21 protein-coding genes are annotated in these 21,978 nt (G+C 61.5%); 13 read left to right on the forward strand and 8 right to left on the reverse strand.

Annotated features, from left to right (window positions below; translation table 11 throughout):
* Window positions 1-15 precede the first annotated feature (15 nt).
* A complete protein-coding gene (locus AB5Y95_RS06105; RefSeq protein ID WP_005300837.1) occupies window positions 16-330 on the reverse strand; it encodes a YebG family protein in 315 nt (104 codons plus the stop codon).
* A gap of 169 nt (window positions 331-499) precedes the next feature.
* Here AB5Y95_RS06105 and AB5Y95_RS06110 point away from each other — a divergent pair, with 169 nt between their 5' ends.
* On the forward strand, window positions 500-1,396 hold the full coding sequence (locus tag AB5Y95_RS06110) for a triacylglycerol lipase (RefSeq protein WP_242764329.1): 897 nt from the start codon (window positions 500-502) through the stop codon (window positions 1,394-1,396).
* A gap of 49 nt (window positions 1,397-1,445) precedes the next feature.
* On the opposite strand, the gene AB5Y95_RS06115 is transcribed toward AB5Y95_RS06110, so the two are convergent.
* Window positions 1,446-3,416, reverse strand: a complete 1,971-nt coding sequence (locus AB5Y95_RS06115) for an SDR family oxidoreductase (RefSeq protein WP_195878643.1) — start codon at window positions 3,414-3,416, stop codon at window positions 1,446-1,448.
* A gap of 248 nt (window positions 3,417-3,664) precedes the next feature.
* On the opposite strand from AB5Y95_RS06115, the gene AB5Y95_RS06120 reads away from it, so the two are divergent.
* The 4 genes from AB5Y95_RS06120 to AB5Y95_RS06135 all read left to right on the forward strand — a co-directional run bounded on the left by AB5Y95_RS06120 (window position 3,665) and on the right by AB5Y95_RS06135 (window position 7,009).
* Entirely contained in the window at window positions 3,665-4,249 is a 585-nt protein-coding gene (locus tag AB5Y95_RS06120; RefSeq protein ID WP_368160035.1) for a phasin family protein, read from the forward strand.
* 82 nt (window positions 4,250-4,331) lie between these two features.
* A complete protein-coding gene (locus tag AB5Y95_RS06125; RefSeq protein ID WP_368160038.1) occupies window positions 4,332-5,516 on the forward strand; it encodes a patatin-like phospholipase family protein in 1,185 nt (394 codons plus the stop codon).
* 1 nt (window position 5,517) lies between these two features.
* Window positions 5,518-6,168, forward strand: coding sequence for a TetR/AcrR family transcriptional regulator (locus AB5Y95_RS06130; RefSeq protein ID WP_095592768.1), 651 nt, complete (start codon window positions 5,518-5,520; stop codon window positions 6,166-6,168).
* Between the two features lie 43 nt (window positions 6,169-6,211).
* Window positions 6,212-7,009: a hypothetical protein gene (locus AB5Y95_RS06135; RefSeq protein WP_005300853.1), complete on the forward strand. Its 798-nt coding sequence runs from the start codon at window positions 6,212-6,214 to the stop codon at window positions 7,007-7,009.
* A gap of 66 nt (window positions 7,010-7,075) precedes the next feature.
* Here AB5Y95_RS06135 and AB5Y95_RS06140 read toward each other — a convergent pair whose 3' ends face one another.
* Together AB5Y95_RS06140 and AB5Y95_RS06145 are read right to left on the reverse strand one after the other, a co-directional pair.
* Window positions 7,076-8,500, reverse strand: coding sequence for a wax ester/triacylglycerol synthase family O-acyltransferase (locus AB5Y95_RS06140; RefSeq protein WP_368160041.1), 1,425 nt, complete (start codon window positions 8,498-8,500; stop codon window positions 7,076-7,078).
* A gap of 292 nt (window positions 8,501-8,792) precedes the next feature.
* A complete protein-coding gene (locus AB5Y95_RS06145; RefSeq protein ID WP_017779030.1) occupies window positions 8,793-9,170 on the reverse strand; it encodes a polyhydroxyalkanoic acid system family protein in 378 nt (125 codons plus the stop codon).
* Between the two features lie 211 nt (window positions 9,171-9,381).
* On the opposite strand from AB5Y95_RS06145, the gene AB5Y95_RS06150 reads away from it, so the two are divergent.
* Entirely contained in the window at window positions 9,382-10,125 is a 744-nt protein-coding gene (locus tag AB5Y95_RS06150) for a hypothetical protein (protein ID WP_368160044.1), read from the forward strand.
* Between the two features lie 90 nt (window positions 10,126-10,215).
* Here the strand turns inward: AB5Y95_RS06150 and AB5Y95_RS06155 are convergent, their stop codons facing one another.
* The 3 genes from AB5Y95_RS06155 to prpB all read right to left on the reverse strand — a co-directional run bounded on the left by AB5Y95_RS06155 (window position 10,216) and on the right by prpB (window position 13,814).
* Window positions 10,216-11,661 (reverse strand): bifunctional 2-methylcitrate dehydratase/aconitate hydratase, encoded by a 1,446-nt coding sequence (locus AB5Y95_RS06155; protein WP_368160046.1) that lies wholly within the window; start codon window positions 11,659-11,661, stop codon window positions 10,216-10,218.
* A 129-nt stretch (window positions 11,662-11,790) separates the two neighbouring features.
* On the reverse strand, window positions 11,791-12,918 hold the full coding sequence (gene prpC, locus AB5Y95_RS06160) for a 2-methylcitrate synthase (RefSeq protein WP_368160048.1): 1,128 nt from the start codon (window positions 12,916-12,918) through the stop codon (window positions 11,791-11,793).
* A gap of 8 nt (window positions 12,919-12,926) precedes the next feature.
* The gene (gene prpB, locus AB5Y95_RS06165) at window positions 12,927-13,814 is read right to left on the reverse strand and encodes a methylisocitrate lyase (RefSeq protein WP_368160051.1); all 888 of its coding nucleotides are present in this window, start codon (window positions 13,812-13,814) and stop codon (window positions 12,927-12,929) included.
* A 148-nt stretch (window positions 13,815-13,962) separates the two neighbouring features.
* On the opposite strand from prpB, the gene AB5Y95_RS06170 reads away from it, so the two are divergent.
* The 4 genes from AB5Y95_RS06170 to rsmF all read left to right on the forward strand — a co-directional run bounded on the left by AB5Y95_RS06170 (window position 13,963) and on the right by rsmF (window position 19,369).
* Complete coding sequence (locus AB5Y95_RS06170) at window positions 13,963-14,595, forward strand: paraquat-inducible protein A (RefSeq protein ID WP_368160054.1); 633 nt, start codon at window positions 13,963-13,965, stop codon at window positions 14,593-14,595.
* On the forward strand, window positions 14,573-15,181 hold the full coding sequence (locus tag AB5Y95_RS06175; protein ID WP_368160056.1) for a paraquat-inducible protein A: 609 nt from the start codon (window positions 14,573-14,575) through the stop codon (window positions 15,179-15,181). Before AB5Y95_RS06170 ends, AB5Y95_RS06175 begins: the two co-directional genes overlap by 23 nt.
* A gap of 77 nt (window positions 15,182-15,258) precedes the next feature.
* Window positions 15,259-17,811, forward strand: coding sequence for an MlaD family protein (locus AB5Y95_RS06180; protein ID WP_368160058.1), 2,553 nt, complete (start codon window positions 15,259-15,261; stop codon window positions 17,809-17,811).
* A gap of 130 nt (window positions 17,812-17,941) precedes the next feature.
* A complete protein-coding gene (gene rsmF, locus AB5Y95_RS06185; protein WP_368160071.1) occupies window positions 17,942-19,369 on the forward strand; it encodes a 16S rRNA (cytosine(1407)-C(5))-methyltransferase RsmF in 1,428 nt (475 codons plus the stop codon).
* 214 nt (window positions 19,370-19,583) lie between these two features.
* Here rsmF and AB5Y95_RS06190 read toward each other — a convergent pair whose 3' ends face one another.
* Entirely contained in the window at window positions 19,584-19,847 is a 264-nt protein-coding gene (locus tag AB5Y95_RS06190) for a RepB family protein (protein WP_368160061.1), read from the reverse strand.
* 307 nt (window positions 19,848-20,154) lie between these two features.
* Between AB5Y95_RS06190 and AB5Y95_RS06195 the strand changes: the two genes are divergently transcribed.
* The 3 genes from AB5Y95_RS06195 to AB5Y95_RS06205 form a co-directional block, all read left to right on the forward strand.
* Window positions 20,155-21,219: an ISNCY family transposase gene (locus tag AB5Y95_RS06195; protein ID WP_368160063.1), complete on the forward strand. Its 1,065-nt coding sequence runs from the start codon at window positions 20,155-20,157 to the stop codon at window positions 21,217-21,219.
* Window positions 21,220-21,253: 34 nt separating this feature from the next.
* Window positions 21,254-21,676 (forward strand): hypothetical protein, encoded by a 423-nt coding sequence (locus tag AB5Y95_RS06200; RefSeq protein ID WP_368160066.1) that lies wholly within the window; start codon window positions 21,254-21,256, stop codon window positions 21,674-21,676.
* A gap of 115 nt (window positions 21,677-21,791) precedes the next feature.
* Window positions 21,792-21,978, forward strand: a 187-nt coding sequence (locus tag AB5Y95_RS06205; RefSeq protein ID WP_139127921.1) for a helix-turn-helix domain-containing protein, incomplete at its 3' end; no start/stop codon positions are given.

Consider the following 21,978-nt stretch of genomic DNA (forward strand, 5'->3'; position numbering starts at 1 on the left):
TATCCAGACGCCTTGCTACGCAACCCGCTTGAGTGACTTGCCTTTGGGTTCGGTTGCTTCACTCTGGGTTTCCTGGCTCTCTGCCTTGTTGCTCCCCTGCCCCTTTCCACCGCGCAATACGCTCTGCAGTGCATCCCGCTGTTCGGCCAGATAGAAGGCCAGGCTCTCCTGTTGTTCAGGCTCGAGTGCAATTGGAGCCGCGGCCAGCAGCGTCATCAACTCATCGGCAGTGTCCAGCAGCTTGTCATAGGCGTCAGCCTCTTTCTTGCTGGTAAAGGTCATCTTCTCCACTCCCCCACGAACCACAACATATTTGATCTCAACGGCCATAGTGGCGTCCTCCTTCTGATGGTGAATACAAGTATATGTATGGATATACAGTATTGCAAATAGCCACAGGCAGGTAGGTTTGAGCCGAGACTGACCGAGAGCGGGTTGGCCGTCACATTGATGAAAGGGTCATTTGACTTCCACGCCAAACTGGTCGGATGATTGGGTCATGACGATAACAAAGCAATTACTGATCCTGCTGCTGGTTGAGGTGACGCTCCTTGGGAGCATCGCCCACCTTGCCATCGGCCTCTCTTGGGCGCCCTCCGTCTTGTTTGTGGTGGTGGCCCTGCTGGGGCTGCGCACCCTGGTGGTATTGCTGACCTGGGGCTTTTCCCGCTTCTACCCGGTGCCTGCCATCGGCTGGCGAGCCTGGCTGCCCATGGTGGGGCGAGAGATAGTGGCCTACCTGCTGACTTTCACTTGGCTGCTGCCGTTCGAGCGCTGGTTGATGCCGCCTGACAAGTTGACCCCCTCCCCCCTGCCCCTGCTGCTGATCCACGGTTATGGCTGCAGTCGCGGCATCTGGCGGGTGCAGCGGGCACGGCTGGAGGCCGCCGGCCACACGGTGGCAACCGTCACCCTGACTCCTCCCTTTGGCCATCTCGACGACATGGTGCCGCTGTTGGCCAGGCGTATCGACGAGGTGTTGGTCGCCACCGGCGCATCGCAGCTGGTACTGATCGGTCACAGTATGGGCGGACTGGTGTGCCGCGACTATCTGGCGGTGACGGGGGGTGACAAGGTGGCGCAGCTTATCACCCTAGCCACCCCTCATCAGGGCAGCCAGCTCGCCACCCTGGGACTCGGCGACAATGCCCGCGAGATGGAGCCAGGCTCCGGCTGGTTGCAGCGCTTTGCCGCCGTGCCGCTCTGCGTACCCGGCGTCTCGGTGCGCACCAGTCACGACAACTTCGTGCTGCCCCAGTCCCGCCAGCGCCTCGATGGCATGGAGGACGTTGAGCTCGCTGCCCTCGGTCACCTCTCTCTGCTTTACTCCCGCCGCACCACGGCCCTGCTGCTGACCCTACTCTCCCGCCCGCAGCCGCAAATGAAAAGGGCCTGATTGCTCAGGCCCTTTCCGTTTTTGCTACATCAGTTCGTTGTCATCACCACTAGAAGTGGATCCCCTTGATCAGGGTGGAGACTGCCATCTGATCCGCCGAGGCCTTGGACTCGTTGCCCTCCTTGGGGTCGGAGAAGGTGCGGAAGCTGGTGTTCATGATCACCTGGGCCACCCGCGGTGCCAGGGCATGGATCACCTGGCCGAACACCCCGAGCCGGGTGGCGAGGCGCACGTGCTTGTTGATGATGGTGTCGCACACCAGATCGGCGGCCTCTTCCGGCGTCATCATGGGCACCTGTTCATATACCTTGGTGGGCGCCACCATGGGAGTTTTCACCAGCGGCATGTTGATGATGGAGAAGTTGACCCCCTTGTCGGCAAACTCGGAGGCAGCAGTGCGCACCCAGGCATCCAGCGCCGACTTGGAGGCGACGTAGGCGGAGAAGCGCGGCGCATTGGTCAGCACTCCGATGGAGGAGATGTTGATGATGTGCCCCTTCTTCTTCTCGATCATGGTGGGCAGCACCCCCATGATCACCTTGAGGGTGCCGAAGTAGTTGAGCTGCATGGTGCGCTCCAGATCGTGGAAACGGTCGAAGGAGTCCTCGATGGCGCGGCGGATGGAACGACCGGCGTTGTTGACCAGAATGTCCACGCCGCCATGCTCGGCCACTATCTGCCGGGTGATCGCCTCCCCCTGCGCCAGGTCGGCGAGATCACCCTGATAGACCTGCAGGGTCAGGCCCAGCTCGGCAAACTCGGTCTGGGTTTCGGCAATCTTGTGCTCGTCCCGGGCGATGGTCAGCACCCTGGCGCCCGCCTCTGCCAGTTTCTTCGCGGTGGCCTTGCCGATGCCGGAGGTGGCACCGGTAATCAGCACCACCTTGCCCTCGACCCGGCCACGCAGGGTGCGGTCGATGAACAGATCCGGGTCGAGGTGACGCTCCCAGTAGTCCCACAGGCGCCAGGCATAGCTGTGCAGCGGCGGCACTTCGATGCCGGTCCCCTTCAGCACCCGCTGGGCCTCGCGGTTGTCAAAACGGGTCGGATAGTTGATGAGCCGGAAGATGTCCTTGGGCAGGCCGAGATCGGCGATGGCCGCATCGCGAATGCGTCGCACCGGGGTCAGCGCCATCAGCATGGTCATCAGATGGCGGGGAATGAAGCTGAACAGGGCGGCATTGATGCGAATGGCCGGTTCGGGGGCATGGGCCGCCCGGGAGAAGGTGCTCAGCATGTCGCCGACCCGCATGGGGTGCGAATCGGTCAGGTGGAACGCCTTGTTGTCCTCCCCTTCCAGGTGGGCGATGTGATCGATGGCATCCACCACGAAGTTGACCGGCACCAGGTTGATGCGTCCCCCTTCGACCCCGATGGCGGGCATCCAGGGCGGCAGCATGCGGCGCAGCTTCTGGATGGTCTTGAAGAAGTAATAGGGGCCGTCCACCTTGTCCATCTCGCCGGTATTAGCGTCGCCGACCACGATGCCGGGTCGGTAGATACGCCAGGGGATGGTGCTCTCCTTGCGCACTATCCCTTCGGCCTCGTGCTTGGTCTGGAAATAGGGCATGTCGAGGTGTTCGGCCTCATCGAACATGTCTTCCCGGAACAGGCCGTCAAACAGGCCGGCCACCGCGATGGAGCTGCAGTGATGGAAGCAGCGCACCTTGAGCCGCTCTGCCAGTTGCAGGGCCTGACGGGTGCCCTCGGCATTGACCTGCTGCTGAATGCCCGCTTTGGCGTTGAGATCATAAATGGCGGCGAGATGCAGAAAATGATCAACCTTGCCGATGAGGGGCTCCAGTTCGCCGTTGCCGACGCCGAGCAAGGGGTGGGTCATGTCGCCAACCACAGCAATGGCGCGATCCTCACCAACGCCCCAGTAGGCCAGCAGGTCGGGTACCCGCTCGAGATGGGCTGCCCGCATCAGGAAATGCACCCGACTATTTGGACGCTGCAGCAATTTTTTAATCAGCCGGCGGCCGATGAAGCCGCTGCCACCTGTGATGAAATAATCCATGGTATTTATATCCCTTACTGATTGGGCTGTTAGTTGCTGTTAGATATATCACGCTTTTACTGAAAATATTCATTCGAATATCATTCTTCGTGACCCAGTCCAAAATTACCAGGGTTGCCTGTTCCGTTATTAGGTAGAACCCTCTATTTTTTCTCCCTAGACTGAGGATGAAAGTTAAGTAATGCCACAACGAATATACCAAGGTTGTTGTCATTACCATCATCTATATCACGAGTAAGGAGACTGTCATGGCCAAAAAATTGAAAGCACTGGCAAGTTCGGTGACCGACAACCACCTCACTTCCACCATCAAAGAGTCCACCCAGCAGATCTGGCTGGCTGGCCTGGGTGCCTATGCCAAGGCGCAAGAGGAAGGCGGCAAGATCTTTGAAGCCCTGGTTCAGGAAGGGGAAGCCCTGCAAACCCGTACCCGTCAGAGCGCCGATGAGAAAATTGCGGCCATGACCGACAAGACCGCTGGTACCTGGGGCCGTCTGGAGCAGGTATTCGAGGATCGCGTGGCCCGCGCCGTCGCCAGCCTCGGCATCCCGACCCGCAAGGACATCGACAAGCTCTCCAAGCGGATGGCTGAATTGACTGAAGTGGTGCAGCAGCTGATCGATGCCCAGGACGACACTACCCCGGCTGACGAGGCCAAACCTGCTGCCGCAACGGCCAAGAAGCCGGTTGTTGCCAAGAAGCCGCCGGTCAAGAAAGCCGCCGCCGCACCCGCCCCCGTCGCCAAAGTGAAGGAAGAGGTCAAGGAGCTGGCAACGGAAGTAGAAAACGTGGCCAAGGAGATCAAGGAGAAGGGTGAAACCGCACTCTTCTGATCCTGACCGGCTTGTTCTGACTGATGATCCACCGGCCCATGCCCTCTGCTGGGCCGGTTTTGCGTGATAAGGGAGGCAAATCATGAGCACGATTGCGGTTGCCCTCGCCGGGGGGGGACCTCTGGGGGGGATCTACGAGATCGGTGCCTGCGCCGCCCTGGCCGACAGCATCAAGGGAGTGCGTTTCGAGCAGGCAGACATCTATGTGGGGGTGAGTTCGGGGGCGGTGATCGCCTCGGCGCTGGCCAACGGCATCTCTCCCGACAAGCTGGTGCGGATCCTGCTGAGCGACGACAGTGGCGAGTTCTTCGACCCCTCTACCCTGCTGCGCCCCGCCTTCGGGGAGTATTTTGAGCGGCTCACCTCGCTGCCGCCCCTGGCGCTGGCGTGTCTGGCCGACTACCTCTCCTCCCCCTGGAACAAGAGCCTGCTTGGCTCGCTGCAGGGGCTGTCCAAGGCGATCCCCACCGGCATGTTCGACAGCCGTGGGGTTGATCGCATCCTGACCCAGTTCTTCTCGCGCCCCGGTCGCAGCAACGATTTTCGCGAGCTGGCCAGCCGGCTGTTCGTCATCGCCACCGAACTCGACACCGGTCGGGCGGTGGCCTTCGGCAGTCCGGGGCTCGACCAGGTGCCCATCTCCGCCGCGGTGCAGGCCTCTGCCGCCTTGCCCGGCCTGTTCCCGCCCTCCCTCATCGATGGCCGTTACTACGTGGACGGCGCGCTCATCAAGACGCTGCACGCCTCGGTGGCGCTGCAGGAGGGGGCCGATCTGGTGTTCTGCATCAATCCGCTGGTGCCCTTTGATGCGGGCCTGGCCAGCGAGCGCCCCGCCAAGCTGGTGGATAGCGGCCTGCCGGTGGTGCTGGCCCAGACGTTTCGCGCCATCATCCACTCGCGCATGCACGTGGGGATGGATCGCTACAAACACCAGTACCCAGAGGCGGATGCCCTGCTGTTCGAGCCCTCCTCGGCCGATGGCGAGATGTTTTTCACCAATGTGTTCAGTTATCGGGACCGGCGCCACCTGTGCGAGCACGCCTTCCAGCATACCCGCCGGGATCTGTGGCAGCGGCGGGCCGAGCTTGGTCCCATCCTCGCCAGACACGGGCTGGAGCTGGATCTTGACGCGCTGGCCGATGAGCAGCGCTCCCTGCTGACCCCGGGCATCGGCGCGGTGGCGGCGCTGGATGCCTCACTGACCCAGTTGCAGCACTGGCTGACCCGTCGCTATGGCGACAAGGGCCGGCGTCAACCGAAGGAGTAGCATGGATCGCAAACCCAAGCGGCGTACCAGGGATCGCATCCTGGCCACCGCCCTCGCCCAGTTCAACCTGCTGGGCGAGCCGACCGTCACCACCACCGCCATCGCGGCCGAGCTGGAGATGAGCCCGGGCAACCTCTATTACCACTTTCACAACAAGGAGGAGATAGTCAACGCTCTGTTCGGCGAGTTCGAACAGGAGATGGCCCACCTGCTCGACACCATTACCCCGCCGTTGAACGAGGCGGAGGACATCTGGTTCTTCTTGCACCTGATGTTCGAACTCATCTGGAAGTACCGCTTTTTCTATTACGACATCAGCACCCTGATGAACGGCAACCACAAGGTGGAGCAGCGCTTTTCGGCCCTGCTGCGGCGCAAGGAGCTGACCGCCGCCGCCATCTGTCACCACCTCTGGCGCAGCGGTCTGCTAGAAGGCGACGAAGCGCAGGTGACGGCGCTGGCCGCTAACATCGCACTGGTGGGGACCTTCTGGATCTCTTATCAGCGGGCGCTGCATCCGCGCGCCGATGCCGACATCGCCCTCGGCGTTTTTCAGGTGATGGAGCTGGTGGCCCCCAGGCTGCGAGCCGATGCCCGCGCCGCGCTCGATGCCATCGCCAGCCATTATCGTCCCGCCACCGTGGCGGGTTGACCGAACCGTGTTTTTTGATTGTGTTTTTAACAGGGAGAATCATATGACCACTGCACAGCCCAACTTCGATTTCACCCCCTTCCCCTGGCCGGAGGCCACCTATGACTATGCCGGGGAGCGCCTTGAGCAGCACTGGGAGCGGCTGCACCAGGGGGATGCCGAGCCCTGGCCCGAAGATGAACAGGTACAGGAAGCCTGGCGCGCCTATCACGCCGGTGATTTCGCCCGGGCCGTCAGCCTGGGGCTGGCCGCCGGCGAGGATGGCCTCAACGTGGCGAACAAGGCGCTGGTGATCCACGCCAGCTACCTGCTGGATGACAAGTATGCCAAGCGCGAGGCGTTCGAGCTGGCCGCCAGCAACGCCGAGAAGCTGCAAAAACGTCAGCCAGACAACGTCAACGCCTGGTACTTCCACGCCCTGGCGCTGGGTCGCTACAGCCAGGTGATCTCGGTCTCCAAGGCACTCTCCATCGGCATAGGTGACAAGATCAAGAGCAGCCTGGAGCAGGCGCTGGCGCTGGAGCCTGACCACGGGGAGGCCCATATCGCTTTCGGTGCCTGGCATGCGGAGATCATCGACAAGCTGGGCGCCATGATCGGCGGCATCACCTACGGCGCCAAGAAGGATGAGTCCGAGCGTCACTTCAAGGCGGCGCTGGCCATCATCCCCCACTCCGCCATCGCCCGCATGGAGTACGCCAACGCCATGGTGATGATGCACGGCAAGAGCAAGATGGCGGCGGCCGAGGCTCTCTATGGCGAGGCTGCCGAGTGCGAGGCGCTGGATGCCATGGAGCGGCTCGATGTGGAAGCCGCCCGTGAGGAGCTGGAGGAGGAGTAATTCGCCAGGCTCATAAAACAAGAGGCCAACCCCCGGGTTGGCCTCTTGCTTTTGAAACGCGGCGGATCAGCCGTGCAGCAGCTGATCCAGCATGGCGGGGTCGCAGAGCAGATCCGGCTCCATCAGCACCAGCAGCAACAACTGCTCAAACTCCACCGCGAAGCGCTCGACGATGAGGTCGGGGTCCGGCACCCGTTTCTTGTCGGTGATCAGGCCCACCTGCACCTTGTTGTCATAGGAGAGGATGGAGACGCCGACCGCAATGTCGCCGGCCTGGGGCACCCAGAACAACGGCTGACGCAACCTGGCGCCGGCCAGATAGAGGGTCTGCTGCGGGCCAGGTACGTTGGTGATGACGGCGCTGGCCTTGGCGGAGAGGATGTCGATGGCCTGCTGCTGCACCGCTTTGGGGGCCATGCCCATCACTTCCAGCAGGTTGAGCACCACTGCCGGTTGCAGGGAGGATTTGAGCGCCTGCATCCGATCCCGCACCGCATAGAGGCGTTGCAGCGGATGTTCGATGTTGAGGGGCAGATCCAGGGCCACCAGCCCGAAGCGGTTGCCAAGGGCCCCCTTGTCGTCCGGGGCGCGCATGTTGACCGGCACCAGGGCCCGGATGTCGACGTCGGCCTCGTCGCCCTTCTCCAACAGATAGTGGCGAAAGGCCCCGGCGGTGGCGGCGATCAGCAGGTCGTTGACCGAGCAGCCGAGCACCCGCCCCACCGCCTTCACATCCGGCAGCGGGATCTGTTCAGACCAGGCAACCCGCTTGGTGCTGCCGGTCTCTCCCCTGAGCCGGGTATCGGCATCATCGGAGAGGGTGGCGATGGTGTAGAGCTCGGCGGTCACGTCCCGGCTGGTCTTGAGGTAGTCCATCGCCTTGGTGGGGTGGGTCAGCACCTCGACGTATTTGGACCAGAGGGTGCCGGTCAGCTTGAGGCCGGCCCGCAGCAGGCGACTGCCCTGCTGATCGTGCTCTTCGTCGCCGTCGTCGTTGGCCACTGGCTCGGGCTGCGGTCTGGGAGGGGCAACCGGGCTCTCGTCCATCATGGTCAGCATGGCCCGCACCAGGGAGAAGCCGTCCCCCATGGCGTGATGAAAGCGCACCACCAGCGCCTGGCCGCCGAGGGAGGTGTCTACCAGGTGCATCTCCCAGAGCGGACGCTGGTGGTTGAGGGGGGTGGAGGCAAAGTCGGCCACCAGCCGCTCCAGCTCGGCCTTGCCGGCCTTGCCCGGCAGGATCACCCGCTTGAGATGCAGGTCGAGATCGAAGTCGGGGTCGGTACGCCAGTAGTACTCCCCCCCTTCCAGGCAGGCTTTCTGTGCGAAGCGTGGCTGTACCCGTACGGTGTGCAGCAGGCTCTCGCGCAATCTGGTTTCATCCAGCTGACCGTCGAACATCAGCACGCCGACGATCTGCATCAAGTTGTTGGGTCTGTCCATCCGCAGCCAGGCGGTATCGACACAGGAGATGAGTTCACACACAGACATGTATTATCCCTATTGTTTCGCATTATTTGTGCCACATTTCGTTCTGGACGTCGGCGACCAGAACGGAAGCAACAAACAATGTTTTCTTATGTTGGTGAAACTGCACGGCGATTAATTAACGCCAGCCATCCATGACAAAGGCAGAGGCTCTTATTGCCCCGTGAAAATTAAAAATACGACTTGTGATATGCCGCCTGAATAATAATCTCCAGGTCGGCTGTTTCGTCAAAAGAATATAAAGCGCGCTATTTCACCATTATTTATTGTGCTGGATCAGTCTTTATTGGATTGGTTATCGCCGCGTGGGACAAGGCAGGCGCTGATCGACATATTCGAGGATCTCCTGCTCCAGTACGCTGCGTACCGGCAACAGCATCAGGCCGAGGCGCACTTCCAGCGACAGGGTATCCTCGGTGAGGCAGAGGGAGCCATTGACCCCGGCGCCGCGAAACAGCAAGCGGGTCTCCTCCTCGTCTTCCCACTCGCAGTCGAGTTCGTACTCTTCGCTCATGTCCTGGGCGATGGCTTCGGCAGCGAGCCGAGCGCCGGCGAGGCCGAGCGGGTGTTGACGGCTGACCTGGATGGTTGACAGGTTGCTGCCGGCAAGGGGATCGTATAGAAACATGCTAACTCTCTGAGCGGTGACGACATTTACTGATATTAAACACATGAATCAAACAAGTGAAAGTGATTTGCAACATATTTGGGACTCACTTAACAAAGGCTGTCGAGTAAAAGCTCCATCGATTCCGCCTGGGTTGCCGCCGCGTTACACTGGGCTGGCGGCTCGTGACGAGTGGCTCCCGCCCCTCGCTGGCCGCCCGTTTTATCCGTCACAGGCCATGGGATACACCAGAGAACACAGGTCAAGAGAGCAGCAGATGACCCAAGAGAAACAACCATCCGATGACCACCACCTGGATGAAGAGAGCACCCTGGGGCGACTCTACCGTCAGCTCAACCAGGTGGCCGCCTTGCGTGAGCAGATGCGCACCCACCCGCAGGATCAGCAAGACAGGGACGCACTGCGCCAATGGCAGGCCGACCGGCTGGGGCGCACTCACCGCGATCTGCTGGAGAGCAAGCGCTACGGCCCGGCCGCGCAGTTTTTCCTGACCGACCTCTACGGGCCGGGGGATTGTGCCCGCCGCGATGCGGACGTGATGCGGGTGATGCCGACCGCCGAGCGGCTGTTGCCGGAGTCCGGCCTCAAGGTGCTGGCGCAGGCCATTGAACTCGATGCTCTCTCCGAGGAGCTCGATTACCTGATGGTGGTGGCGCTGCGTCGCGGCGGCAGCATGGCGCGCCTAAACGCCAGGACCTATGCCCTCGCCTATCAGGAGGTGGGTGAAGAAGCGCGCCGCCGTCATCAGTTGCAACTGGTCAACGAACTGGGGATGACCCTGGACCGGCTGGCCAGAAAACCGCTGCTCGGGGCAACCTTGAAGCTGATATCGGGGCCGGCCCATCTGGCGGGGCTGGGCGAGCTCTTCTCCTTTGTCGAGCGGGGTTACCGGGTCTGTCACCACATGGGGCGGGCCAGCGAGTTTCTCGAGACCATCGCCAGCCGCGAGACGGCGATAATGCAGGCGCTGCTGGCGGGCGATGACACAGTGCTGGATTGACCTTGGGAGTCATGCAGGCACACATGCAGTCAAACATGACAAAGCGGGCCGAGTGGCCCGCTTTTCGTTTATTACTGGACAGGAGTGCGGTCAGATCACCAGCAGATCCATGAAGGCGTGCACCGGGGTGGCGGCCAGTTGCTTGCCATCCTGGCAGAGGGCGAGGATCGCCTCGGCCCGTTTGGCCGGGAAGCGGGTGGCCAGGTTGTGGCGGAATTTCTCTACCAGCAGCGGGATCCCCTCCTCGCGGCGACGACGATGGCCGACCGGGTACTCCACCTCCACCTTGGCGGTGTTGGTGCCGTCCTTGAAGAAGATCTGGATGGCGTTGGCAATGGATCGCTTGTCCGCTTCCAGATACTCGCGGCTGTAGCGCTTGTCCTCCTGCACCACCATCTTGGCGCGCAGCCCATCGATGCGGGGATCGGCGGCCACGGCGTCCTCGTAATCCTCGGCGATGAGACGCCCGAAGATGAGCGGCACCGCCACCATGTACTGCAGGCAGTGATCTCGGTCCGCCGGGTTGTTGAGGGCACCCACCTTGCTGATGATGCGAATGGCCGACTCATGGGTGGTGAGCTCGATGCGGTCGATCTCGTCGAGGCGTCCCTTCACCTGCTCATGCAGCTTCATGGCGCACTCCACCGCGGTCTGGGCGTGGAACTCGGCAGGGTAAGAGATCTTGAACAGCACGTTCTCCATCACATAGCTGCCGTACCCCTGATGCAGGGCGAACTGGTTGCCCTTGAACAGCACGTCGTAGAAGCCCCACTTGGGAGCCGTCAGAGCGCCGGGATAACCCATCTCGCCGCTCATGGTGATCAGCGCCAGGCGCACCGCGCGGGAGGTGGCATCCCCCGCAGCCCAGCTCTTGCGCGAACCCGCATTGGGGGCATGACGGTAGGTACGCAGGCTCTGGCCATCGACCCAGGCCTGGGAGACCGCATCGATCACCTGATCGCGGGTACCCCCCAGCATGTGGGTCACCACGGCGGTACTGGCGACCTTCACCAGCACCACGTGATCGAGACCGACCCGGTTGAAGGAGTTCTCCAGCGCCAGTACCCCCTGGATCTCGTGGGCCTTCACCATGGCCGTCAGCACATCGCTCATGGTGAGCGGCGCCTTGCCTTCTGCCACCCGGGTACGGGAGAGCCAGTCGGCGGTGGCGAGGATCCCGCCCAGGTTGTCGGAAGGGTGACCCCACTCGGCGGCCAGCCAGGTGTCGTTGTAATCGAGCCAGCGGATGATGGCGCCGATATCCCAGGCGGCCTTGACCGGGTCGAGGCAGAGCTGGGTACCGGGTACCCGGGCGCCGAAGGGTACGACGGTGCCCGGTACGATGGGGCCAAGGTGCTTGGTGCACTCGGGAAAACGCAGGGCCAAGAGGCCGCAGCCCAGGGTATCCATCAGGCAGTAACGGGCGGTATCGAGGGCGGCCTGGCTGGTAATGGGGTGATTGCAGACGTAATCGGCAATATCGACCAGCACCTGGTCGGGGTCTGGTCTGTGGTTGACGTCGACGTTGGCGGACATCGTGACTTCCTTATCGTTGTAGTGAATGAAACGGGGTGATGAAACGGCGCCCTGCCCGCCCGCCTGCGCACATCGACCCCGCTGTGGCCGGGGCCGGGTGCGACAAGGGAGTGACAGGGCTGCCCATGGTTATCGCTGCTGCAGCGAGACGAAATGCCGGGGCGCCGGGCCGACGTAATCGGCGCTCGGGCGGATGATCCGGTTGTGTTCGCGCTGCTCCATCACGTGGGCGCACCAGCCGGTGACCCGCGAGCAGACGAAGATGGGGGTGAACAGCTTGGTCGGGATCCCCATGTAGTGGTAGGCGCTGGCGTGGAAGAAGTCGGCGTTGGGGAAGAGCTCTTTCTCCTCCCACATCACTTTCTCCGCCTCGCAGGAGACGCGATAGAGCCGGTCATCGCCCACCGCCTCGGCCAGCTTGGCCGACCAGTTCTTGATGATGACGTTGCGCGGATCCGAGGTGCGATAGACGGCGTGGCCAAAGCCCATGATCTTCTCCTTGGCTGCCAGCTTGGCCTGCAGCTCGCGCCGCGCCTGGGCCTCATCCTGCCAGGGTTCGATCATCGCCATGGCCGCCTCGTTGGCGCCGCCGTGCAGCGGGCCGCGCAGGGTGCCGATGGCCGCGGTGACGCAGGAGAACATGTCAGAGAGCGTCGAGGCGCAGACCCGCGCCGCAAAGGTGGAGGCATTGAACTCATGCTCGGCGTAGAGAATGAGGGAGACGTGCATCACCCGGCGCTCCAGCTCGCTCGGCGCCTTCTGGTGCAGCAGCGCCAGGAAGTGTCCGCCGATGCACTCCTCGTCGGTGTCGAGGGTGATGCGCACCCCGTCGTGGCTGAACTTGTACCAGTAAAGGAGAATGCCCGGAAAGGCGGCCAGCAGCCGATCCGCCACTTCATGCTCATGCTCGAAGCCGTCCTCCGGCTCCAGATCGCCGAGCATGGAGCAGCCGGTGCGCAGCACATCCATGGGATGGGCGTCGGCAGGAATGCGCTCGAGTACTTCCAGCAAGGCGGCTGGCAGGGTGCGCAGGCTGCGCAGGGTCCGCTTGTAATCCTCGAGCTGCTGCTCGTCCGGCAGCTCGCCCTTGAGCAGCAGGTAGGCGACTTCTTCGAACTGGGCGCCGTCGGCCAGCTCCTGGATGTCATAGCCGCGATAGGTGAGCCCGGTGCCGCTCTTGCCCACGGTGCAGATGCTGGTCTCCCCCGCGCTCTGGCCACGCAGGCCGGCGCCACCCAACGGTTTTTGCTGTCCCATTCTTCCTCCTAATCCTTGGATGTAAACAGACGGTCCAGCGTCTGCTCGTAGTGGTGATAACCGAGGAAGTCGTAGAGCGACTCCCGGGTCTGCATGGTGTCGACGACGGCCCGTTGATGGCCATCCTGGCGAAGGTGTTGATAGACGTTGAGGGCTGCCTGGTTGGCTGCCCGGCTAGCGCTCAAGGGATAGAGCACCATGTCGACGCCGTGGGCGGCGAGCGCCTCCTTGTCGAACAGCTCGGTTTTGCCGAATTCGGTCATGTTGGCGAGAATGGGCACCCCGGCCGCCTGCTTGAACAGGTCATACTGGCCGAGCTCGGTTACCGCCTCGGCGAAGATCATGTCGGCCCCGGCGGCCACGTAGGCGGCGGCGCGCTCCAGCGCCGGGCCAATCCCCTCCACCGCCAGCGCGTCGGTGCGGGCCATGATGACGAACTCGTCGTTCTCCCTGGCATCCACCGCCGCCTTGATGCGATCGCACATCTCCTCCTGCGAGACCACCGCCTTGTTGGGCCGATGGCCACAGCGCTTCTGGGCTACCTGATCTTCCATGTGCACGGCAGCTACTCCGGCTCGCTCGAAGGCGCGCACGGTGCGGGCGATGTTGAAGGCCCCGCCCCAGCCGGTGTCGATGTCGACCAAAAGCGGCACACGGGTCGCCGCCGTGATGCGTTCGGCGTCGGTCAAGACGTCGTTCAGGCTGGTCATGCCAAGATCCGGCAGGCCATAGGAGGCGTTGGCCACGCCGGCGCCCGAGAGGTAAATGGACTGAAAACCGCTGCGCTCTGCCATCAGCGCCATGTAGGCATTGATGGTGCCGACGATCTGCAGGGGGCGTTCATTGGCGAGGGCGGTGCGAAAGCGCAGACCTGCCGAGGGGGTAAGGCTGGACATCATGACTCCTTTCACTTGTCTGGTCTGACTATCTAATATCACGTTTACGTTAACGTCAATCACACTTTCGTGGCAGACCCCTGCCAGGCAAGACAGGACGCGGCTTTTAGGGTAAATTTCAGCAATTCCTTCAACAGGTTGAATCGTAATGTCGGATCCCAATCCCGTGATCGTCTGCCCGGCTTGCGACTTGCTGATCGAACGCAAGTTATTGCCGCTTGGGCGCCACGCCCACTGCCCCCGCTGTCATCAGCATTTGTACGGGCGCTACGCATTTCGCCCCTCCCAGCTGATGGCGCTGACCATCACCGGTTTCCTGTTGCTCCCGTCCGCCTTCTTCGAGCCGCTGATCTACCTGCGCCTGGCTGGCGTCAACTCGGACGCCAACCTGCTCAAGGGCATCATGGTGCTGCTGCTCGAGCACGAGATCTGGGTGGCGGGGCTGGTGTTCTGGTGCGCCGTGCTGGCGCCGGTGGGCTTGCTGCTCGGGATCTTTGCGCTGGCCTCGGGCCTCGCCAAACGCTGGCACATACTGGCGCCGACCCTGAAAGCGGTGGAGGTGTTTCGCCACTGGGCCATGTTGGAGGTCTACATTGTCAGCCTGCTGGTCGCCCTGTTCAAGCTGGTCGACATCGCCGACGTGCGCCTCGGCGGCGGCCTGCTCAGCCTGGGGATCCTGATGCTGCTCAACCTGACGTTGCTGATCCTGTTTGACCCCGCCCCCTATTGGGAGCGGGTACCGCTGGAGGAGCCGGACCATGTCCCATACCAGCGCCCGTGAACTGGGGCTCTGCCGCTGCCACACCTGCGGCCTGCTGGTACGCTATCAGGCGGGCAGCGTCTGCCCTCGCTGCCACAGCCGGCTGCAAGTGCGCATTCCCCACTCCCTGGCCTGGTCCTGGGGTTTGCTGGCGCTGGCCAGCTTCATGTTGTTGCCCGCCAACCTGCTGCCCATCACCCACTTCTACAACAAGGGGTTGTTGCAGTCCGACACCATCTTCAGCGGTATCATGATGCTCTATCGCAGCAAGATGTCGGGGATTGCCACCATAGTCCTCACCGCCAGCATCATAGTGCCGGTGGGCAAGATCCTGGGGCTGGGCTGGATCTGCTGGCAACTGCAGCGCAGCAAGCCGGTGCGGCGCAAACGCCAGCTCATCATGTATCGCATCATCGACTTCATCGGCCGCTGGTCCATGCTGGACTTGTTCGTCATCTCGCTGATGGTGGCCCTGGTGGATCGCGGGGTGCTGCTCAACGTGCGGGCCGGCCCCGGCGCCACCGCCTTTGCCGGTGTGGTGGTGCTGACCATGATGTCGGCCCGCATGCTGGATACGCGCCTGCTGTGGGACAAGGCGGCCCGTTAGGGTCGGCCATCACATATGCCTGAAACTGTTTGTCTTTATCTGAACTGCTGTTTATCTCAGCCAATTAAGGAGTCGGTATGATCGGGGCTGAACCCGTCATTGAGAAGCGTCGCTGGTTGTCACCCGTCTGGTTGCTGCCCTTTATCGCCCTGTTGCTGGCGGGGGGCTTCATCTACCAGCAGTTTGTCAGCAGTGGCCAGCTTATTCGCATCAACTTCGCCCAGGGCAACGGCATCCTGCCGGGCAAGACCCAGGTGCGCTACCAGGGGGTCGCCATCGGGGTGGTGCAGGAGCTGGCGCTGGCCGAGGATGGCCGCAAGATAGCCGTGCTGGCCAAGATTGACAGCCGGGCCCGCCCGCTCATCCGCAAAGGCTCGGACTTCTGGCTGGTGAGCCCCAAGGCGTCGCTCACCGAGATCTCCGGCCTCGATACTCTGGTCTCCGGCAACTACATCAACCTGCAGCCCGGGCGTGACAACAACCCGCTACAGGAGGAGTTCGACGCGCTGGACGGCCCTCCCCCCGGTTATCAGGCCCAGGGGCGGATGCTGCACCTGACCGCCGATTCACTCGGCTCGGTCGGCATCGGCGCCAAGCTCTATTTTCGCGGCATCGAGGTGGGCAGCGTCATCAACACCCGCCTTGGCGAAGAGAACCAGAACGTGATCCTGGATCTGGTGATCGAGCCGCGTTTTGAACACCTCATCAAGGCCGACACCCGCTTCTGGAACATCAGCGGCATCAAGGGCTCCTTCAGCCTGGCCGGGGTCAATGTGGAGGCCGGCAGCCTCACCTCCATCCTGAGCGGCGGCATCGCCTTCGATTCTCCCAAGGACTCCCCGGAGCCGGAGAAAGGCCAGGTCTTCACCCTCTACAAAGGCTTGGCCGAGGCGGCCCGCGGCGAGCGAATTGATATCCAGGCGGGGGATCTGCCCATCAAGGAGGGGATGCCCATTCTGTTTGAAGGTATCGAGATCGGCCGCATCGACCCCATTCGCCTCACCGACAAGGGCCGGGTTGTGACCGCACTGATCAACCCGGAGCAGGCATTTCGGATCACCGGCAACAGCCGTCTGGTGTGGGAGAGCGTCTCCCTCGGCGCCGGCGGCATCAAGCATGCGGATCGCCTGCTGGCGGGCCCGGCCATTCGCCTCGACTATGTGGCGGGCGGGCGGGTCAAGGCCATGACCCTGAGTAGCAAAGAGCAACCGGGTGGCATCAAGATGGTGCTGCAGGCCGATGATCTGGCCGGCCTCAACGAAGGGGCGCCGCTCTGGTACAAGGGCTTGCAGGTGGGCCAGATCAGCCAGCTCACCCTGGATGGCGGTGGCAACGCCAGCGTGGCTCTGGTCGTGCAGAGCCAGTATCAGCACCTGCTCAACCGGGCCCGTTTCTATCGGGCGGCGCCGCTGCAGATCGATGCCGACTTGAGCGGCATCAAGGTGGAAACCAGCCCGGCCAGCGCCTGGATTGGCGGTGGCATCAAGCTGGTGCAGGCCCTTTCTGGCGAGCGGGTCAACCGGCTCTATCCCAGCCAGGAGCTGGCCCTGCTCGGCACCCGCGATGCCAAACCCCGTCGCTGGATCTTGAAGGCTGAACAAGCCGATGGCATCGGTATCGGCTCCCCGGTGCTCTATCTGGGGCTCGAGGCCGGCAAGGTCAATGCGCTGCGCGCCGCCAAGGAAGGGGTGGAGATCGAACTCGAGATCGCCGGTGTCTATGCCCCCTTGCTCGAGCAGCAGCCGCAATTCTGGAAAAAACCGGCGCTGGATACCCGGGTGCGGGTGGATGGCGTGCAGGTCAAGGTAGGGAATCTCGCCACCCTGCTGCGCGGCGCCATCGAATTCGATCGGCTCGGTACAGGCCGCAGCAGTCATCAGCTGTTTGACAGCAAGGAGCAGGCCAAGGCCAAGGTACGGACCCTCTCCTTGGTGGCTGACAACAACCCGGGGCTCGGGGTCGGCAGCCCGATCCGCTACCGCGGGGTCGACATCGGCAAGATTGAACAGATTGAGCTGGAGCCGACCCTGGGCCAGGTGATCTTCAAGGCCGAGCTGGATGGCCAGTATGCCGCGCGCTTCCTGCAGTCTGGTGCCCGCTTCACCCTGGTGCAGGCCAAGCTGGGGCTGGGCGGCGTTGCCCACCTCGATACCCTGATCAAGGGTGCCTTTGTGGAGGCGCAGCCCGGTCAGGGCGCTGGCAAGGATCGCTTTCCCCTCAGCCAGAGCGGCCCGGCCGGCCTGGCGCTCACCCTCAAGAGCGCATCGGTCAACGGTTTGAGCGTCGGCAGCCCATTGCTGTTTCGCAAGATGGTGGTGGGCAGCGTGACCAAGGTAGCGCTGGCCCGCGATGGCAGCGAGGTGCTGATCGATGTCAACGTGGAGCAGGAGTACGCCCATCTGGTGCGGGCCAACACTCGCTTCTGGAACGTCTCCGGGGTCAAGGCGGATATCGGCCTGACCGGTGGCACCATAGAGGTGGAGACGGTGCAGAGCCTGCTCGCCGGCGGCATCGCCTTCAACACCCCGGAGAAAGAGATGGGGCCGACCGTCAAGGCCGGCCACAGCTACCCGCTGCATGCCAAGGCCGAGAAAGAGTGGCAGGAGTGGAGCCCCCGCATCCAGCCCTGATCGCTCCCCTCACTCACGCTCCCCCAAGCCCGGCACTGTGCCGGGCTTGTTTTTAGCCGCTGTGCTTTCAGAATATTCCTGCCCTTGTGATAAGATGTCGCCCCTCATTTTCGGTCAACGAGACGGCTCCGTGCACGACAACACCTATCTTCCCGATCACTTCTTGCGCCATATCGCGGCCATCATGCCGGCGCACCTCTCCATGGATGAGTTCGTGGCCAGTTGTCGACGACCGCTGCGGCGCAGCATCCGGGTCAATACCCTGAAGATATCGGTGGCGGCGTTTGTGGCGCGGATGCAACCGCTTGGTTGGCAGATCGATCCCGTGCCTTGGTGCGACACCGGCTTCTGGCTCAGTCGCGAAGACGAGAGCGTGCCCCTTGGCAACACCGCCGAGCATTTAAGCGGCCTCTTCTACATTCAGGAGGCGAGCTCCATGTTGCCGGTCACCGCCCTGTTTGCCTGTGAGAAGATCCGGCGTGACGGCATGTTGCTGGACGCGGCGGCGGCCCCCGGCTCCAAAACCACCCAGATTGCGGCCCTGATGGACAACCAGGGGATGCTGGTTGCCAACGAGTACTCCAGCAGCCGGCTCAAGGTGCTCAGCGCCAATCTGCAGCGCTGCGGTGTGACCAACGTGGGCATGACCCATTTCGATGCCAAGGTCTTCGGCCAGTGGTTGCCGGAAACCTTCGATGCCATCCTGCTGGACGCCCCCTGCTCCGGCGAGGGCACGGTGCGCAAGGACGAAGACGCCCTGCGCAACTGGAGCATCGAGAGCATCGACGAGATCGCCGCCGTGCAGCAAGGGTTGCTGGAGAGCGCCTTCCATGCTCTCAAACCGGGTGGCGTACTGGTCTACTCCACCTGTACCCTGAGCCTGCAGGAGAACCAGGCCGTCTGTCAGTCACTGCAAGACAAGTTCGGCGATGCCTTCAGCTTTGACTCGCTGGCCGATCTCTTCCCCGCTGCAGAGCAGGCCTGCACACCAGAGGGATACCTGCATGTTTGGCCCCAGATCTTCGACAGTGAGGGCTTTTTCGTCGCCAGATTGCGCAAGCACCACTCAGTGCCCAACACCATGTTCAAACCGGGCAAGCTCGGCAAATTCCCCTTCTTGCCGCTGCCGGCCAAGGAGTCCGGGCCCATGCTGCGCGAGATTGAAGCCACCTTCGGGGTGGTGCCGCAGGGAAATCTGTTTGGCCGCAGCGAGGAGATCTGGCTCTTCCCCCAGCTGTTCGAGCAGGTACAGGGCAAGCTGCGTTTTGATCGCATCGGACTGAAACTGGCGGAGACTTTCAAGAAAGGGTATCGGCTGACCCATGAGTGGGCACTGGCCTATGGTGACGGTGCGAGCAAGGGATTCGTCGAGCTCGATATAGCGAATGCGCGGGAGTTCATGATGGGGCGGGATGTGTGGCCGGAGCAAGCCACCGGCACTGGCGAGGTGATCGTCCGCTATCAGGGTCATACCCTGGGCATGGGGAAATGGGTAGGCAGCCGGGTTAAGAATGCCCTACCCCGCGAGCTGGTGCGCGATAACAATCTGTTCGTGTAGCAAGTTGTAGCGGAGCAGGAAAACCCACACTCCGGTTGAACCTTTGCGCGGATCTTGAAAAGCCTTGAGCCTTGTCTAAGCTTAAAGGCAATCCGAACACCAGTTAGCGCACGGCTCTGCAAGGAGCCAATTCCCCTATGCCAGGTACAAGGAATTCGTACCTGGCTTTTTTTATGTCCCGGTTTCTCGGTCTCTGCCTAAGTTGCTGGCGCGTTTACTCGAGCAGCTCCGCCGGTGCTTGCGCATCGATCTGTGCTTTATCCTGTTTCTGCTCTTGCTGATAGAGCAGATCGATGGCCTGTTCGATGAGGGATGCCTGGTTGTCTTCGAGCAACTGCCCCAACATGGCCAGCCGCTCGGCGTGACGATTGCTGATCCAGCATTGCAACCGGCTGTGAGTTTCCTGTTTGCGTTTCACGTGCTGGCGCTGCCGTTCGGCGTTATCTTGCGCCCCGCTCACTTCTATTTCCTGGCTCATATCACCTTGCAACTTTAATTTTTAAAGCCCGTTATCTCTCACCAAGTCTTCAATATTCGCTGACCAACACCGAAGAGCCTGACTCTCCCCTTCTTGATGGGGTGAGGTCCAGTGCGCTGCAAATATATCATTGGATCAACAAGATATCATTTAACATAAAAAAGTTAGTGACGCAGTTATGTTGTAAAGGTTAAGTAGTAATGTCATGTTTACGACAAATTGAAGTGTCACTCCGGGTTGCTAAGCTGGTTAGTTACCGACCATGCCAAGGGCCTCCCTGATGAGACGTAACGAGATCTGGTTTAGCATGAGAGAGATCGACCGGCTCAAGACTATCCAAGCAATCGTGGATGGTCATCTAACAGCAAGCATCGGGGCTCAGCGGCTGGACTTATCTGTTCGCCAAATTTACCGATTAGTCGATCGGTATAAGTTATCCGGGCCACCGGGGTTGCGTTCACAGCATATTGGCAAGCCTAGCAATCATCAGCTACCCATCGGCGTGAAGGATCGTGCTGGACGGCTCATTTTACAGCATTACCCTGATTTCGGGCCAACATTAGCCGCTGAGAAGTTGGCTGAGCTACATGGCATCCATTTGGCCATCGGCACGGTTCGCCAGATGATGATCGAGCTGGGGTTGTGGGTGCCGCGTCGGCAGCGCCCTCCCAGGATCCAACAACCTCGCTACCGGCGAGCCTGCTTTGGTGAGCTTATCCAAATTGACGGCTGTGATCATCGCTGGTTTGAAGATCGGGCGCCAGCCTGTACCGCCATCGTGTTTGTGGACGATGCGACCAGCCAGATCACCGCTCTGCGTTTTGTGCATTCGGAGTCTACCTTCGCCTACTTTGGCACACTGCGCGATCACCTGGTCGCTCACGGCAGACCGCTGGCATTTTACAGCGACAAAGCCAGCGTGTTCAGGGTCAACCACAAATCGGCACGAGGAGAGGGACAAACACAGTTTGCTCGTGCTCTGAACGAGCTCAACATCGATGGCTTCTGTGCACACAGCAGTGCGGCCAAGGGCCGTGTAGAGCGAGCACACTTGACCTTGCAAGACAGATTGGTGAAGGAGCTGAGATTGGCGGGGATCAGCTCGATTGTCGATGCCAATGCATGGCTACCGGGCTTCATTGTTGATTACAACCAGCGTTTCGGTAAGGCCCCTTTACATGAGCTGGATGTGCATCGGCCCTTGGGCCCACAGGACGATCTGGAGCACACGCTGATCTGGAAAGAGCCGAGACAGGTATCCAAGCGACTTACGACCCAGTATGACAAGGTGCGTGCAATATCTGTTGTTCGATACCCCCGCCCAACGCCGCCTGATCGGTCGAGAAATCACGGTGTACCACTATTGCGATGATCGGGTTGAGTTACGTGGGCCAGAGGGTGAGCTTTTGGAATACTGCATCAATGATCACCTCGCGCCCGTGAATCAGGGGGCCATTGTTGATAACAAGCGGCTTGGCCATGTTCTGCAAATGGCGCAGGAAGTGCAAACCATGCGCGATGATGTGCGCTCACGCAGCTTGCCAGCCAGCCCGACCACGAACCGGCGCCGTGGGCCACATCCTGACAAGGTAAAACCCAATAGGCTAGGAGAAGAGCAGTATTACAAGGCGCTGATGGAAGTCAGCGGCGAACGGATGGAGGCGCAATCAGATAGGCCAGAACTGGCAGATATTGTGAAGGAAGCAAAGGATACGGTGGTAAAACGCAAACGTGGCAGGCCGCAGATCACCGGCCCGCAGGATACACCGCCTTCCCCCATCATCACCGCTGCCGTAGTTGAATGGCAACAACGCCAAAAAAGATCCTAGCGTTGTATGTATGGAGATGGTATTCACCTGACAGTTGCCCACAAAAGGGAGTGGTCATACGGCTTCAAACCGGATAACAAAACGGTACCCCTACCGTGTTATCCGGAGTCACCGTATGACCACCAACGAGAAAGTAGCACGTCGTAAACTCAGCCTGCTAGAGCTCGCCAAAGAGCTCAATAACGTCAGCAAAGCCTGTAAGCTCATCGGCTACAGCCGCCAGCAGTTCTACGAGATCCGCCGTAACTACCAGACCTATGGCGCCGAGGGCTTGCTCGACAAACTCCCCGGCTGTAAAGGGG

This window comes from Aeromonas sp. R5-3, assembly GCF_040908225.1.
Taxonomy (GTDB): Bacteria; Pseudomonadota; Gammaproteobacteria; order Enterobacterales; family Aeromonadaceae; genus Aeromonas; species Aeromonas dhakensis.